The sequence below is a fragment of the Allochromatium humboldtianum genome (assembly GCF_013385175.1).
In the GTDB taxonomy this organism is placed as follows: Bacteria; Pseudomonadota; Gammaproteobacteria; order Chromatiales; family Chromatiaceae; genus Thermochromatium; species Thermochromatium humboldtianum.
In genome coordinates, this window is sequence record NZ_JABZEO010000017.1 from 46,891 (window position 1) to 63,388 (window position 16,498).

The 16,498-nt window shown below is 52.9% G+C and carries 14 protein-coding genes; all 14 read left to right on the forward strand.

Going from position 1 to position 16,498, the window contains the following annotated elements; translation table 11 throughout:
* The first annotated feature begins 17 nt into the window (after positions 1-17).
* The 14 genes from HW932_RS18280 (at position 18) to HW932_RS18345 (ending at position 16,304) form a co-directional block, all read left to right on the forward strand.
* Entirely contained in the window at positions 18-1,616 is a 1,599-nt protein-coding gene (locus HW932_RS18280; RefSeq protein ID WP_343047413.1) for a sensor histidine kinase, read from the forward strand.
* 98 nt (positions 1,617-1,714) lie between these two features.
* Positions 1,715-4,228: a glycogen/starch/alpha-glucan phosphorylase gene (locus HW932_RS18285; protein ID WP_176977917.1), complete on the forward strand. Its 2,514-nt coding sequence runs from the start codon at positions 1,715-1,717 to the stop codon at positions 4,226-4,228.
* Between the two features lie 503 nt (positions 4,229-4,731).
* Positions 4,732-5,166, forward strand: a complete 435-nt coding sequence (locus HW932_RS18290; protein ID WP_176977918.1) for a type II toxin-antitoxin system VapC family toxin — start codon at positions 4,732-4,734, stop codon at positions 5,164-5,166.
* Between the two features lie 113 nt (positions 5,167-5,279).
* Positions 5,280-5,555 carry a hypothetical protein gene (locus HW932_RS18295; protein ID WP_222932445.1) on the forward strand — a complete coding sequence of 92 codons (276 nt, stop codon included), beginning with the start codon at positions 5,280-5,282 and terminating at the stop codon, positions 5,553-5,555.
* Between the two features lie 46 nt (positions 5,556-5,601).
* Positions 5,602-6,375 carry a glucose-1-phosphate cytidylyltransferase gene (gene rfbF, locus HW932_RS18300; RefSeq protein WP_176977919.1) on the forward strand — a complete coding sequence of 258 codons (774 nt, stop codon included), beginning with the start codon at positions 5,602-5,604 and terminating at the stop codon, positions 6,373-6,375.
* The gene (gene rfbG, locus HW932_RS18305) at positions 6,372-7,424 is read left to right on the forward strand and encodes a CDP-glucose 4,6-dehydratase (protein ID WP_176977920.1); all 1,053 of its coding nucleotides are present in this window, start codon (positions 6,372-6,374) and stop codon (positions 7,422-7,424) included. The genes rfbF and rfbG overlap by 4 nt, the downstream gene beginning before the upstream one ends.
* 24 nt (positions 7,425-7,448) lie before the next feature.
* Positions 7,449-8,054 (forward strand): dTDP-4-dehydrorhamnose 3,5-epimerase family protein, encoded by a 606-nt coding sequence (locus HW932_RS18310; protein ID WP_176977921.1) that lies wholly within the window; start codon positions 7,449-7,451, stop codon positions 8,052-8,054.
* Between the two features lie 10 nt (positions 8,055-8,064).
* Positions 8,065-8,508, forward strand: a complete 444-nt coding sequence (locus HW932_RS18315; RefSeq protein ID WP_176977922.1) for a DUF29 domain-containing protein — start codon at positions 8,065-8,067, stop codon at positions 8,506-8,508.
* Between the two features lie 13 nt (positions 8,509-8,521).
* Positions 8,522-9,361 (forward strand): NAD-dependent epimerase/dehydratase family protein, encoded by an 840-nt coding sequence (locus HW932_RS18320; protein ID WP_176977923.1) that lies wholly within the window; start codon positions 8,522-8,524, stop codon positions 9,359-9,361.
* Positions 9,362-9,461: 100 nt separating this feature from the next.
* Entirely contained in the window at positions 9,462-10,871 is a 1,410-nt protein-coding gene (locus HW932_RS18325) for an IS701 family transposase (RefSeq protein WP_176977924.1), read from the forward strand.
* A gap of 162 nt (positions 10,872-11,033) precedes the next feature.
* Positions 11,034-12,044 (forward strand): radical SAM/SPASM domain-containing protein, encoded by a 1,011-nt coding sequence (locus HW932_RS18330; RefSeq protein ID WP_176977925.1) that lies wholly within the window; start codon positions 11,034-11,036, stop codon positions 12,042-12,044.
* A gap of 5 nt (positions 12,045-12,049) precedes the next feature.
* Complete coding sequence (locus HW932_RS18335) at positions 12,050-13,303, forward strand: glycosyltransferase (RefSeq protein WP_176977926.1); 1,254 nt, start codon at positions 12,050-12,052, stop codon at positions 13,301-13,303.
* Between the two features lie 35 nt (positions 13,304-13,338).
* On the forward strand, positions 13,339-14,400 hold the full coding sequence (locus HW932_RS18340) for a radical SAM/SPASM domain-containing protein (RefSeq protein WP_176977927.1): 1,062 nt from the start codon (positions 13,339-13,341) through the stop codon (positions 14,398-14,400).
* Between the two features lie 857 nt (positions 14,401-15,257).
* The gene (locus tag HW932_RS18345) at positions 15,258-16,304 is read left to right on the forward strand and encodes a radical SAM/SPASM domain-containing protein (RefSeq protein WP_176977928.1); all 1,047 of its coding nucleotides are present in this window, start codon (positions 15,258-15,260) and stop codon (positions 16,302-16,304) included.
* Positions 16,305-16,498 lie beyond the last annotated feature (194 nt).

Genomic DNA, 16,498 nt, shown 5'->3' on the forward strand with positions numbered 1-16,498 from the left:
TTCTCGATCGCGCGCCCTTGGCCCACCCAACCCCGATGGATGCCCAACCCGGAACCGAATCCGCCTATCCGAGCTGGAGCGCTCTGCGCTGGCTCTTTCTCTTCCGGCTGCTGATGGTCGTCGGTCTGGTGCTGGCCTTTTCGCCCGCTGCCAGCGATCCGGCGCTCGCCCGCTCCGACAACCAGCTCGCCTGGAACGTGCTGGTGGTCTATGCGGTGCTGGTGCTGCTCAGCGGTCTGGGACTCTCGCTACGCCGCCCGTCGCGGATCAGTCAGGTCCAGCTCGCCATCTTCACCGACATTCTCGTCTACACCGCGCTCATGCACACCGCCGGCGGCGTCACCAGCGGACTGGGCATCCTGCTCGCCGTCGCGGTGGCCGCCGGCGCGCTCATGCTGGAGGGACGGCTGTCGCTGCTGTTCGCCGCCTTGGCCTCGCTGGCCGTCATCAGCGAGCAGATCTACAGCGCCATGCTCGGCGGCAGTCGGGCGATCTCCTTCACCCAGGCCGGCCTGCTGGGGCTGCTCTTCTTCACCGTCGCCCTGCTGGCCCATGTGCTCTACCGGCGGGTGCGCTCGGCCGAGGCATTGGCCGCGAGGCGTCAGGTCGACATCGACGACCTCTCGCAACTCAACGAATTCATCATCCAGAGCATCGGCACCGGCATCCTGGTCGCCGATTGCGAGCGACGGCTGAGACTGATCAATGCCGCCGCGCTGAAACTGCTCGGCGTGCGGCGCGTCAGGCCCGGCACCGCGCTCCATGAACTCTCCGCCGAACTCAACCACTGGCTCGCCGGTCAGGTCCGCGCCGACCAACCGCGCGAGGGGCGTCTGGCCATCGCCGACCGCGAGATTCGGGTCTCGCTCAAACGACTGGGCGGCGATCGTGTCACCGGGGCCGTCGTCTATCTGTGCGACAGCCAGGAGGCCGAGCGCGAGGCCCAGCAGATCAAGCTCGCCTCGCTCGGCACCCTGACGGCCAGCATCGCGCACAACATCCGCAATCCGCTGAGCGCCATCAGTCACGCCGGTCAGCTCCTCTCTGAAGGCCCGACCCTGTCGGATGAGGACCGGCATCTGCTCGACATCGTCCAGCGCAACAGCGCGCGCATCGAGGAGACGGTGCGCAGCGTGCTCCAGCTCTCGCGCGGCAATCAGATCGAGCCGCGCCCGATCGAGCTGGCGGCCTGGACCCAGTCCTTCGCCGATGACTTCCGCGAACAGCATGGACTCGACGACGCCAGACTCCAGGTGCGGATCGAGTCGCGTCCGCTCGACGTCGAGACCGATCCGCGTCATCTGCATCAGATCCTGGCCAACCTGTGCGAGAACGCACTCGTCCACGGACACAGACCCGACGAACCCGCACGCATCCAACTGCGGCTGAGTCGACGCGACGAGCCGGACGGGATCTGTCTGGAGGTCCGGGACGCGGGACCGGGGATCGATCCGGCGACCGCGCGCGACATCTTCAACCCCTTCTTCACCACCAAGAGCCAGGGCACCGGACTCGGACTCTACATCGCGCGCGAGCTGGCCGAATCCAATGGCATTCGCTTGATCCATACCGCCGCCAAGCCGCATGGCAGCCGTTTCGTCCTGACCTTCGGTTAGGCCGGTCTCGCCGGTCACGGTTTCATGGTGGACGCCCGAATCCGGGCGTTTTAGAGTTCGCGGCGAACTCCCCCGCCCAAGACCGACGAGAGGACACCATGAGCACGCCGAATCCCACGGAGTCATTGGACAGCGAGCGCGAACACACCCGCACAGGCATGTCCAAGGCTGCGCTGAAGCAGGACTTTCTCGACAACCTCTTCTATATCCAGGGACGTTTCCGCGAGGTGGCCACGCCGCACGATCTCTACATGGCCGCCGCCTTCACGACGCGCGATCGGTTGCTCAAGCGCTGGGTGGAGTCGGCGCAGGTCTTCAAGACCAGTCATGCGCGCACCGTCTGCTATCTCTCGGCCGAATATCTGCTCGGTCCGCATCTGGCCGGCAATCTGGTCAATCTCGGCATCACCGAGGCGGCGCGCGAGGTCGGCGAGGAACTGGGGCTGGATCTCGACGCCATTCTGGAGGAGGAGGAAGAACCGGGCCTGGGCAACGGCGGCCTGGGCCGCTTGGCCGCCTGCTTCATGGAATCGCTCTCGACCTGCCAGATCCCGGCCATCGGCTACGGCATCCGCTACGAGTTCGGCATCTTCGATCAGGCCATCGAGGACGGCTGGCAGGTCGAGAAGACCGACAACTGGCTGCGCAACGGCAATCCCTGGGAGATCCCACGCCCCAAGATACGTTTTTCGGTCGGCTACGGCGGCTACACCGAATCCTATCGGGACGACAAGGGCCGCAGCCGTCAGCGCTGGCAGCCGTCGCTCGTGATCAACGGCATGGCCTATGACACCCCGATCCTGGGCTACGGCACCGCGAACGCCAACCTGCTGCGGCTGTGGAAGGCCGAGGCTCCGGCTTCGTTCGACTTCCAGGCGTTCAACACCGGCGACTATTACGGCGCGGTCTATGCCAATATCCAGGCCGAGACCATCTCCAAGGTGCTCTATCCCAACGACGAGCCGGAGGCCGGCAAGGAACTGCGGCTCAAGCAGCAATACTTCTTCGTCTCCTGCTCGATGCAGGACATGGTCCGGCTGCATCTGAACACGGTCGGCCCGCTGGAGACCTTCGCCGACAAGTTCGTCGCCCAGCTCAACGACACCCATCCGGCGCTCGCGGTGGCCGAGCTGATGCGACTGCTGCTCGACGAGCACGTCATGAGCTGGGAGCAGGCCTGGGACATCACCCATCGCACCTTCTGCTACACCAACCACACCCTGCTGCCCGAGGCACTGGAAACCTGGTCGGTGAGCCTGTTCGAGCGCCTGCTGCCGCGTCATCTGGAGATCGTCTACGAGATCAACCGCCGCTTTCTCGACGAGGTGCGGATGCGTTTCCTCGGCGACGAGGCGCGGGTCTGGCGCATGTCGCTGATCGCCGAGGGCGGCGAACGGCGGGTGCGCATGGCCAATCTGGCGGTGGTGGGCAGTCGGGCGGTCAATGGCGTGGCCGAGCTGCATTCCGAGCTGGTCAAGGCCACGCTGTTCAAGGACTTCGCCGAACTCTGGCCCGAGCGTTTCCACAATGTCACCAATGGGGTCACGCCGCGTCGGTTCATGGTGGTCGCCAATCCGCGTCTGTCGAAGCTCATCACCCGAACCTGTGGTCACGAAGACTGGATTCGCGACCTGGAGCGGCTGCGTGAGCTGGAGGCCCATGTCGATGACGCCGGCTTTCAAGAGGCGTGGCGCGCGGTCAAGCACGCCGCCAAGCAGGATCTGGCCGCCTGGATGCAGCAGGCCTCCGGCGTCCGGCTCGACCCCGAGTCGCTGTTCGACGTCCAGGCCAAGCGCTTCCACGAATACAAGCGCCAGCATCTCAAGGTGTTGCATATCATCCGCTGCTATCAGCGCCTCAAGCAGGGCCAGCCGCAGGATCTGGTGCCGCGCGCCTTCATCTTCGGCGGCAAGGCGGCCCCCGGCTATTTCATGGCCAAGCTCATGATCAAGCTCATCAATGCCGTCGGCGCGGTCGTCAACAACGACCCCCAGGTCAACGGCTGGATCCGCGTGGCCTTCCTGCCCGACTTCAACGTCAAGAACGGCCAGCGGCTCTATCCGGCGGCCGATCTCTCCGAGCAGATCTCGCTCGCCGGCAAGGAGGCCTCGGGCACGGGCAACATGAAATTCTCGATGAACGGGGCGTTGACCATCGGCACGCTCGACGGGGCCAATGTCGAGATCCGCGAAGCGGTCGGCGCCGAGAACTTCTTCCTGTTCGGGATGACGGCGGCGGAGGCGCTGCAACGCCAGATGACGGGCTATCGGCCCTGGGAGCTCTACCAGAACGATCCTGAACTCAAGTCCGACATCGATCTGATCAACTCGGGCCTCTTCTCGCACGGCGACACCCAGCTCTTCCGCCCGCTGACCGACAATCTCGTCAATCACGACCCCTTCATGGTGCTCGCCGACTATCGCGACTATCTGGACTGCCAGAAGATGGTGAGCGAGACCTATAAGGACACGGAGCGTTGGACGCGAATGTCGATCCTCAATGTGGCGCGCATCGGGCGCTTCTCCTCGGATCGCGCGATCCGCGAATACGCCGAGCACATCTGGAAGGTGACGCCCAGGCTCATCGATCCGGCGAGCGGCGGCGACTCATGACGCCATGCGATCCGGCGGCCGATCGGACCGCCGGTCGATGCTCGCATTCGACTTGAAGATCAATCATTTGAACTGTTGGGAACGGCATTGCACGCGCACGGAAACGCGGGTGGTCAAAAGTGGTTTGTGTGAACCCGATCACAGTTTAGAATACGACCATTCGATGACGACGAGCAGGGATCACCAGGACGATGCTCAGCCGCATCCAGGAACCGACCTCCGGGCCTTGCAGTCCTCCGGATGCCATACACAGACATGGAATCCGGGGGGCGCGCGTGCGAGCATCCGGCCCCCTTCGGTCGCCGACCTTCGCTCACTCGGGCGAATCCCCTGTTCGGGATAGTCGATAGACCCGCTTCAACCACCCCGGCGATTCGGACGCGCCGGGTGTCTCTCGGCACGAGCGAGCCGGACGGGCGCTGGAGGCGCGCAGTCCGTTCGGAGCACTCACGGAACCCTGTCGAAGGTCCGCGCGGATCATCGATACAAAATGGAGTGTCACCATGCAACCACAGCCCAAGACTCTGTTCGACGTCAGTGTGCTGATCGATGCCCTGACCAACGACGAGCACCCCGCGCCCGAATCCTCAGCCGCCCTGACGCTGGCGGCCAATGGCCATATCACCGGCTATGTCTGTGCCTCGACGATCGAATCGCTCCACGATCACCTTACGCGCACCCACGGTCATCTGGGCGCGAACGCCAAACTGAACGAATTGCGCGCCATGCTCGAGATCGCTCCGGTCGACGCCGAGGTGATCGACGCGGCCATGGGACTGGGCTGGCGCTATTTCGACGATGCGCTGCTCCATGAGTGCGCCCGCGTCAACGGGCTCGATCATGTGGTCTCGCTCAACGCGCCCGACTTCGACGAGGCCACGCTGCCCGTACTCGCCCCAGGCGAGCTGCTCCGCCAAGTCCGGTCGGCGGCCGCCTGAAACCTGTACGCACGCCGCCGGGCGACGCCTCATGGGCGGTCCGGCGGTCTCATCACATACCTCGATCAGGCTGAGAGGCCTGATCTTTCCTCCTCCGGATCGAGCGTCGATCCGTGACTGCACGTCAAGAACTCTATGCCTACGAGGAGCAACGCCGTATGCCGTATGTGACGACTGTTGAACAAGCGGGGATCGAGAAGGGGTTGCAGCAGGGTGTGCAGCAGGGCGAAGCTAGAACGCTGCTGCGTCTGCTCGATCGAAGATTCGGTCCCGAAGCGGCGCAAAGGCACCGTGAGCGCATTGAAACCGCCGAATCGCCCATGAGGCCGTGTGCCTGTGACGCCCGCCAACTGATCGCGGCCATCCGCGATGCACTGGGTTTGAGATGACGATGAATCCCTACATACACTCTGATCCATGCCGAGCGCTTCACCCATGAAAGCCGTCATCCTCGCCGGCGGGCTGGGCACCCGCATCGTCGAGGAATCGCATCTGCGGCCCAAGCCCATGATCGAGATCGGCGGGATGCCGATCCTGTGGCACATCATGAAGCTCTATGCCCATCACGGCGTGACCGACTTCGTCGTCTGCTGCGGCTACAAGGGCTACATCATCAAGGAATACTTCGCCAATTACTTCCTGCACATGTCGGACGTCACCATCGATCTGGCGAACAACCGACTCGAAGTCCACCAGCATCAGGCCGAACCCTGGCGAGTGACGCTGGTCGACACCGGCGCCGAGACCCAGACCGGCGGGCGTCTGAAACGGGTCGCGGCCTATCTGCGCGATCAGGAGGCGTTCTGCTTCACCTATGGCGACGGGCTGAGCGATGTCGACATCCGGGCGCTCATCACCTTCCATCGTGAACATGGACGCTGGGCGACCGTCACTGCCGTGCCCGCGCCTGGGCGGTATGGCGCCATCGAGCGAGCGGGGTCGACCGTCACCGGTTTCATCGAAAAGCCGCTTGGCGGGGATGGGCTGATCAACGGCGGTTTCTTCGTGCTCTCGCCGCGCTGTATCGAACTCATCGCCGATGACCGGACCAGTTGGGAGGTCGACACGCTGCCCAAGCTCAGTGCTCAAGGACAGCTCATGGCGTTTGAGCACCAGGGGTTCTGGCAGCCGATGGATACGTTACGCGACAAGAACCATCTCGAATCCCTGTGGGCCTCGGGCCGGGCGCCCTGGAAGTGCTGGACATGAAGCCTGAGTTTTGGCGACGGCGTCGCGTCTTCATCACCGGACACACCGGCTTCAAGGGCGGCTGGCTGGCGCTCCGGCTGGCCGAGCTTGGGACCGAGGTCCACGGCTATGCGCTCGAACCGCCGACTACGCCCAATCTGTTCACCGTCGCGCGTCTGGCCGAGTGTCTGTCGGGGCATGTCATCGGCGACGTGCGCGATCCGGCGGCTCTAAATCGAGCCATCCTGGACGCCGCACCCGAGATCGTCTTCCATCTCGCCGCGCAACCGCTGGTGCGCGCGGGCTATGCCGATCCGGTTGCGACCTATGCCGTCAATGTCATGGGGACCGTGCATCTGCTGGAGGCCGTGCGCCGGTGTCCGAGCGTGCGGGCCGTGGTCGTGGTAACGACCGACAAATGCTATGACAATCGCGAATGGGTCTGGCCCTATCGCGAAAACGATCGGCTCGGCGGCCATGACCCTTACTCCAGCAGCAAGGCGGCTGCCGAACTGGTGACACAGGCGTATCGGAGCGCCTTTCTCGCTGCGGACGGTATCCAGATCGCCAGTGTGCGCGCCGGCAACGTCATCGGCGGCGGCGACTGGGCGCGGGATCGGCTGATCCCGGATGTGCTGCGCGCGCTCGATGCCGGTGAGGCGGTGCGCCTGCGCGCGCCCCGGTCGATCCGGCCCTGGCAGCATGTGCTCGAACCGCTCGCCGGCTATCTGAGTCTGGCCGAGCGCCTTCAGGCCCAAGAGGTCGGGATGGCGACGGCCTGGAACTTCGGCCCGGATCCGGGCGACGTCTGGCCGGTGGAACAGGTCGTGCGCCGGCTGTGCGAACGCACTCAGGGACGTTGGCAATCCGATCCCGATCCGGGACCGCGCGAATCGGTGCGCCTCGATCTCGACAGCACCCAGGCGCGCACCCGGCTCGGCTGGCGTCCGCGCTGGAGCCTGAGTCAGGCCCTGGAGCGCACGCTCGACTGGCATCGAGCTTGGCGCGCGGGAGCCGATATGCAGGTTGTCACCCGCGAGCAGATCCGCGATTATCAATCTATGATTTGACCTTGGCCTCACCCCTAATTACGAGTGAAAGAGCGTTTTTGTTTTCAGCCGACCGCGCTCGACGGTGTCGTCGTCGTCGAGCGCAGGCCGATCGTCGATGAGCGCGGCTGGTTCGAGCGGCTGTTCTGTGCGCGTGAACTGGAATCGCTGACGGGCGGTAAGCCGATCGTGCAGATCAACCGCAGTCTGACCCACCGACGTGGGGCTGCGCGTGGATTGCACTACCAGCGACCGCCGCACGCCGAGATCAAGATCGTCACCTGTCTGCGCGGCGAGATCTTCGATGTCGCGGTCGATCTGCGTGCCGGTTCGCCGACTTTTCTCCAGTGGCATGGCGAGCGGCTCAGTGCTGGTGATGGGCGGATGCTGGGGATTCCCGAGGGCTGTGCACATGGCTTCCAGGCGCTGAGCGATGACGCTGAACTGTTCTATCTGAATACAGCTGAGTATGCTCCTGCGAGCGAAGCTGGACTGCATCCCGAGGATCCCCGACTCGCAATTGCTTGGCCCCTGGCGATCACGGCGCTCTCCCCTCGCGACCGCGTGCATGCGTTGATTGGCGCCTCATTCGAGGGACTTCAACTGGAAATGAACAGGACCGGCAACACGATCGCTGATGATGAACCATAGATGCTCAATTATGCATATTGAAAATACAAAGCTTCATGATGTCGATTTCCATGCCTGGACTCAACAACAGGCCGATTTACTCAAAACGAGGAATTGGTCTGAAGTCGATATCGATGGTTTGATCGAAGAAATCGAAAGCATGGGCGCAAGAGAGCGAAGAGAGCTGATCAATCGACTGGCTGTGTTGCTGGCTCACTTACTGAAATGGCAGTATCAGCCGTCTTTTCGTGGTCGCAGTTGGCAGTTGACACTGAAAGAGCAACGTCGCCGATTGCAACGGTTGTTGCGAGAAAATCCCAGCTTGCAGGCACGCATTGCCGACTTCATCGAAGATGCTTATGGCGATGCAATCCTTTTGGCGGCTAAAGAAACTGGATTGGATGAAAACAGCTTTCCAAACAATTGTCCTTATTTGGAAAGCGAAATCTTGAACCCGGATTTTCATCCTAATTAGATCTGTGGCGGTCATGAAGTCCCACATCGCCGTCACAGGTGCAACCGGTTTTCTTGGACGCCATGTCATCAAGTGCTTGCTCGATGCGGGCATCGATGCTGTTGCCACAGCGCGTACCCGGTCTGCGACGGTCAGCGGTTGTCGCTTCGTGTCCCTGGACATTGCCAATCCGCCGCTGGATGCTTTCGAGCGACTGGGTTCCCCGGAGGTGCTGATTCACTTGGCCTGGGACGGCCTGCCTAACTACCGTTCACACCATCACTTCGAGCAGGAACTGCCACGCCAGTACCGCTTCCTGAAAGGCCTGATCGAAGCCGGGCTACCGAAGCTTGTGGTGGCTGGCACCTGCTTTGAGTATGGTCTGCAAAGCGGGGAACTTTCAGAGCAGGCCCCAACAAACCCATGTACAACTTATGGTTTTTCCAAGGATGCCCTGCGCCGTCAATTAGAGTATATTATGGCTGAAACCTCCACCAGCCTGACGTGGGCTAGACTGTTTTATCTGTGGGGGGAAGGTCAGGCACCGGGATCGCTCTATGCACAAATCAGTGCGGCGGCTAACCGAGGCGATGCACGCTTTCCAATGTCGGGGGGCGAGCAGTTGCGTGACTATTTGCCAGTCTCGCAAGCCGCTGATTTGATGGTTCAGCTCGCCTTGCAGTCAGGTGGTGCAGGTGTACTGAATCTTTGTTCGGGTCAGCCAGTTTCGGTGCGGAGTTTAGTCGAACACTGGATCGTCGAGTATGACTGGAATATTATTCCAACCTTTGGGTGTTACCCCTACCCTGACTATGAACCGATGGCGTTCTGGGGCAGTGCAAGTCGTCTTATTAATTATCTGATTCAAGGTTAGATTAGCTGATTTTTTATAGTACTACTTTGTCAGATTTTCTTAAGCGATTGATTTTGCTATATTTTGCCATACAAACATTTTAATACGATATGTGCAAAATATGCTTGTCAAGCCAGCCGCTCCCAAACAAGCTCACGCGCTCAAAGAATTGGCTACTAAGCTGTCATTTCACATTGATGAATATTACGATTGTTTTCAAACCGAAACATCAAATGCTCTTGAGTTAGGCCAAGCTTATATTCAGGGTCTTTTCAAGACAGAAGCGGGCAAACGCAACATGGAACGCCTGAACGAAGAACTCGACCTCTCTGGGAACGGCTACCAGCGTATTCAGAATTTTATTACGCACTCAACATGGTCCGCTCAAAGACTCATTGATACCATCGCCCGTAAAACGTCTGACCTATATGCCAGTCAAGATACGTACAGACTCCGTGATGTTGGCTATATTATCGATGAATCAGCGCATCTCAAGAAAGGAAAGCATTCAGTTGGTGTGGCGCGTCAGTATGCTGGCGTGATCGGCAAGGTTAAGAATTGCCAAGTGGGCGTATATGCCAGTTTGGTCTGGAACTCTCATAGTACTTTGATCAATGAGCGACTCTTTCTTCCAAAAGAGTGGACGACGAATCCAAAACGCTGCAACGACGCTGGAATTCCAGAAGATCAGCGCCTGTTCAAAACAAAGCCGCAATTGGCGATCGAAATGATCAAAGCCGATCTCGAAGCCGGTGTGCCATTGAGCTGGGTCGGCGGCGATGGCTTGTACGGTCATGGGTTTGAGCTGGGTAACGCCTTAGATAACATGCAGTTAACGTTCTTGCTGGACATTCACAGCAATCAAAATATTTATCTCAGTGAGCCGGTTTTGAGCGTTCCAGAACCCACGTCTAAACGTGGAGCTAAACCGACAAAACGGCGCGCGGATGTTGAACCGATGCGGGTGGATGTCTATGCCAAGGAATTAGCCTCCTATACATGGCCAACCGTCACACTTCGCGATGGAACGAAAGGACCACTCACCCTGTCGATTCATACCAGACGTGTTTGGATCTGGGATGGCGAATCGGAGCGCGCGACCGAACGAGTGTTGGTCATTACTCAACGCCCGAACAGTTCGAAGCTTAAATATTCATTGAGCAATGTCGATTATGCCAAAACATCTTTGGAACGATTAGCTTACATGCAGGCTCAGCGGTATTGGGTCGAGCGTGCGTTTCAGGAAGCCAAAAATGAACTGGGCATGTCGGATTATCAAGTTAGAAAGTGGGATGCTTGGCATCGTCACATGGCGCTTGTGATGCTGGCACTCGCGTTTCTTGTTAAAGAGCGTATCCTGTACAAGCAGGATTATCCATTACTAAGCTCTCGCGACATTCGGCTCATGATTATTGCCATGCTGCTCAATGAGCCAGCCGCCGTCGATAAGCGTATTCAACAGCTAGAGGCTCGACATAAACAACGATGCCGTGACATTGAGCGATATGACAAAACAGAAGCTATCAAATGATTTTGAGACCCGAAATTAAAGTGACAAAGTAGTAATAGTAGACCCGTGCCCAAATAAGCGTTGAAGCCGGTTTTTGCACTGCAAGCCATTGTTTTTAAATGGGCTGAGTTTAATTGGGCACAGGTCTAGTAACTAAGCTGCTTTTCCAAAGTGGGACTTGACATGAAGGCTGCGATCAAACCACGAATCGATCTCGATCAACGCACCCCTCTACATGACGTGATTCCGCTGGAAACCCCTTTCGTGGTTTTTGTCGATCCAGCGACAGCATGTAATTTTTGTTGTCCATTCTGCCCGACTGGGGATCGCGAGCTTATTGGTGAGACTGGTCGCTTTCAGGGGCTGATGCCCTTGACTCTTTATCGCAAATTGATTGACGACTTGACTGAGTTTCCATCTCAAATCAAGGTCTTGCGATTGTATAAAGACGGTGAACCTCTGCTCAACAAGCATTTTGCCGAAATGGTGTCTTATGCGAAAGCCAGCCGTCATGTGCGCCTAGTCGATACCACCACTAATGCTTCACTTTTAACACCCGAGCGCATCAGGCCTATCATTGCAGCAGGTCTCGATAGAATCAATATCTCGATCAATGGCTTGAATGATGAGCAGTATCGGCGTTTTACGGGCTTCGATATTGATTTCAGTCGCCTCGTAGACAATATACGCTGGCTTTATCGCAATAAAAGCCAGTGTGAAATCGTTATCAAGATTCCTTCTGAGCTAATCGAGCCTTCGCAGCATCAGCAGTTCTACGATATTTTTGGTGATTATTGCGATCGCATTTTTATCGAAAACTTTGCACCTTGCTGGCCGGAGTTTGATGTGGAGGCACGCACGGGTGCTACGATCACTCAGGGCATCTATCAGCAGCTTGTTCAGCCGACCGAAACCTGTCCTTATATTTTTTATTCTTTCTCGGTCAATGTCGATGGTAAAGTCAGCGCATGCTTCCTTGATTGGTCGCGCAAGCTCATCGTCGGCGATGTTCGCAAAGACTCCTTACGTTCGATTTGGAATGGCGTGCAGCTGAATTCATTGAGGCGCCTGCATTTGGAGGGGCGACGCAGCGAGCGCTCTATGTGTTCTGACTGTGGTCAGTTGACGCACGGTATGCCTGATAACATTGATGCTTATTGTGCGGATCTGTTAAAACGATTTGATTTTCTCTAAGCTCAGTGAAAGTACTGCATCTTACTCCACATTTTGGCGGTGGTGTTGGTCGGGCGCTTTCTAGTCTGACTCAAGCCCATTGTGGAAATGCGTCAGAGATCAAGCATAGTTTTATCTGTCTTGAGCCGCCGCAAAAAACGCAATTTTTGCATGAGATCCAAGCACACGGTGGTCAGGTTACTATTTGTCCATCGCTTGAGGAACTGCATCGGCAAGTTAGTGATTCTGATATTCTACAAGTTGAGTGGTGGAATCATCCTTTATTGTTCAAAATTCTTTGTACAGCATCTCTACCGGCGCATCGTTTGTTGGTTTGGTGCCATGTGTCGGGTTTATACAGTCCTCGAATTCCAATTCGACTTCTGGAAAATGCCCATCGCTTTATTTTTACTTCAGTGTGTTCATGGCGCGCAGAAGAAGTTCAGAAACTATCCGCTGATATCAAGGCGCGTTTGGCTGTGGTTTCCAGTGGTGCTGCTTTGGACTGGTTACCTGAACCTATTATTGATGATCGAGAACCGCTGCGAGCGGGCTATCTTGGTACACTCGATTTCAACAAGTTGCATCCTGAGTTTGTTGATTATCTAGCAGCTGTTCGCTTGCCTGATTTTCAGGTTCGATTGATTGGAGATACAACTCAGCGTGATGCTTTGATCGAATACTGTCGCAACATTGGATGTGACGAGCGTATATTGAATTTTCGCGGTTATGTAGAGAATGTTGTTAGTGAGTTATCTGATCTCAATGTTTTGATTTATTTACTTAATCCTGAGCACTATGGCACTGCTGAGAATGCCTTACTTGAGGCTATGGCGATGGGGCTGGTTCCGGTTGTTTTAAACAATCCAGCTGAAACAGCGATTGTCGAGCATGGTGCGACTGGGTTGATTGTGAATCATCGCCATGCATTTGCTGATGCGCTTGACTGGCTAAGCAAGAATCCAGCTGAGCGAAGCAGCTTGGCTGCTCGTGCATCTGTTACGGTTCGGCAGCGTTTTACTTTAAAAAATCTAAGTAATGAAATGATGAAAAATTATAAAATAATTTTATGCCAACCAAAAAAATTAGTTGATTTTCAATCTTTTTTTGGGACTCAATCATTTGAATGGTTTTTATCTTGTCAGCCAAAATCATTTTTGGCTGATCAAAAAAAAAGCTTAAAAGAAAATCATCCAACCCCATCAAAAGGTTCCATTTTGCATTTTTTGAAACATTTTCCAGAAGATTCAAAGCTAAAAAACTGGCTAAAACAAAATTAATCTGGCTTTGCCAAAACAAAAACGAGGTTTCAATAATGAGCGGAAAAATTGCACCAAGAATAGAGATGACTGGCCGGACAAATCTTGAAGACGTTATACCTCTAAAAGCCCCATATAATCTAATTATTGATCCATCAAGTGTTTGCAATTTAGAATGTGTTTTTTGTCCGACCGGAGATGCTTATAAAATCAAAAGCCTTAATAACTATCAAGGGCATATTGATTTAGATTTGTATAAAAAAATCATAGATCAAATCAAAGATTTTAATTCTGAAATAAAAATGCTTAGATTGTGGAAAGAAGGCGAGCCATTATGTAATCCTAATTTAATTTCCATGATTGATTATGCAAGAAAAAACAAAGAAATAAATAAAATAGACACTACGACAAATGCTATTGCTTTAAGCAGAGAGCTGTCGCGAGATCTTATATCGTCGAAAATAGATAGAATAAACATTTCAGTTTATGGATTAAACTCTCGAGCTTATTATAAATTTACAGGAAAATCAATAGATTTTTCTGAATATGTTGAAAATATAGCTTACTTGCATAAAATAAAAAATAAAACTGAAATTTTTATAAAGTTTCCTCGAAATCTTCTTTTCGGGGAAAAAGAAGAAAAATTTTTTGATATATTTGCAAAATATTCTGATAGAATTTTTATTGAGGAGCTTTTTCCGGGATGGGAAAGCTTTGATTCTAAAAAAGATCTTAATTTTGAAATAAAAAAACATGGAATATTTTTTCAACCTATACAAGAAAACAAAAAAGTTTGTACTCATATGTTTTATAACATGATGGTTAATGTTGACGGAACAGTTAGTCCTTGTTTCGCCGATTGGAGAAGAAAGCTAATAGTAGGTGATCTTAAAAAGCAATCTTTAACCGAAGTTTGGAATTCTTTGGAATTTAACTTACTGCGTTATCAGCATTTAAATTTTGAAAGATCAGAAAACGAGATATGCAAAAAATGTATTCGACTTACGCATGCCATGTTAGATGATATTGACAGCTATGCACACCAGCTTAAAAATTTAATTTTAGAAGAAAAAATATATCAGTCTAACAAAATAAAAACGCCAGGAGTTTTGATCTGACGTTTTCCCATTTTTGACCTAAGCGGGCAATCAGCCTGAGCTAAGCATCGACGATCGATTTGATCGTGATTTTGCTATGAGAAAAGCAGGGAAATTATCGCCCGCCTCAATTTTGTCATTATCCCAATTCGTAGAATAGCGATCGAGAGAGAACATATCTTGAATGTAAGAGCATCGCATTACAAACATCTGTAACTTCTCAATAACCTGTGGCACTTTTAAAATCAATGCGTTGCAGCGCCAAGGTAGAGCTAAAATTTCACCAATGAGTGTTTTCGTGTACTGCAAATCAATGGCTTAGGCTTGACACTGATCGGGCATTAAGGAACTTTGAGGCGCAGAGGTGCGGTCTTTCTTGCTCTAAGTCTTTGTTTTGTTGCGGTAGTTGTCAGCATACTTGTCGCCTGTATCAGTGTTAAGTCACTTAAGAGACAAGCCAGGGTTCAGGTTGGCACTGGGGTTGGGCAAGATGCCCATGATCGGGTCTCTGCGGCCTGTAGACCGCTTCAACGCTGGGGATGTGGCCCATGTCGCTGTGGTGCCAAGAGCGGCCTTGAGCCAGGATCTGAGCCTCCTCGCCTAGTCGATGTATTAAGAAAGATCGCAAGAGCAAGCGACATGTATTCTGACACTGAGGGCATGACTTATGGAGAAGTTACAAACATCTCTAGTAAGTCGTTGAATTTCATGAAACACAGGCTGAATCGTGCTCTATAAAAATCAGCACAACTTACAGACTTGTGTGTAATGCGATGCCTTGAACCAGAATTTGAGCATCCTCGCCTGCGCGATAGAGTTAAAAAAATCGCAAGACAAAGCTACATGTATCCTGACACTAAGGTGAGCAATTAAAAATTATGAATGATAACTGTGATTTTAATTTTACCCCCATTCCGAGAATAAATTTAAAAAATAGAACTCAACTTGAAACAGTAATTCCGCTTTCGACACCTTATATTTTGACAGTTAGTCCCAGTAGCGCTTGCAATCTGCAGTGTTTATATTGCCCAACAGGATATACTAATTTAATTAAATCCACATCACGCCATATAGGGGTAATGAAAATGTCTATTTTTGAAAAAATTCTAGAGCAAGCTTTAAATTTTCCAAATTCTATTAAAATCCTTATGCTAGTAAACGATGGAGAGCCGCTTTTAAACAAAAATTTACCCGAAATGGTAAAATTAGCAAAAAAAACAGGCAAATTTGAAAAAATAGAAACAACAACAAATGCCTTTTTTCTTAGTGAAGAAAAAGGTAAAAAGTTAGTTGAAAACGGGTTAAATAAATTAAATGTATCTCTTTATGGGCTTTCCAGCAAAAGCTACAAAAATTTCACTAAAAAAAATATAAATTTTTTAACTATATTAAATAACATAAAAAAATTCTCACTTTACAGATCAGAGTGTGAATTAGCTGTCAAAATACCTAAAGAGTTGATTTCAAACGAATTTAAAGAAAATAGTTTTTATGAAATTTTTGCATCTTTAGCTGACAAAGTATTTATTGAAAATACCGCTGAAATGTGGCCAAACTTTAGTGTTTCGAAAAAAATGAAAATCCAAATACAAAATGGAATGTGGAGGCAAAAAATAAAAAAAGAAAGAAAAAATATCTGTCCAAATATATTTTATGCGCTTACAGTTAATTCGAATGGTGTTGTAAGTGCTTGTTATGTTGATTGGGCTAGAAAACTTACTATTGGTAATGTTTTAGATTCGAATTTAGTTGATTTGTGGCAATCCGATTTTATGCATAAACTCAGATTGCAACATCTTTCTAAAAATCGCTGGAAAAATCCTATATGTCAGTCATGCTTTCAACCAGATCACTGTGCACTTGATGATTTAGATGAACATGCGGAAAATCTTTTTTTAAAATATAAAAAATATTATGGATTATAAAATTAGCGACTGGAGTACGGTAGCTCAGTACAGTATGAAAGTTTTCATGCCATGCTAATCATTGATTTTTCGTTCTTAGAGCGAGTTGCACTGCAAACAGCATGATGCATAAAACTCAACAACCACCAGCTAAAAGCTGGTGGGTTGAAGATCGGCGGACTGAACCGCCGACTGAAAGAGAATGCGGCTTAAAG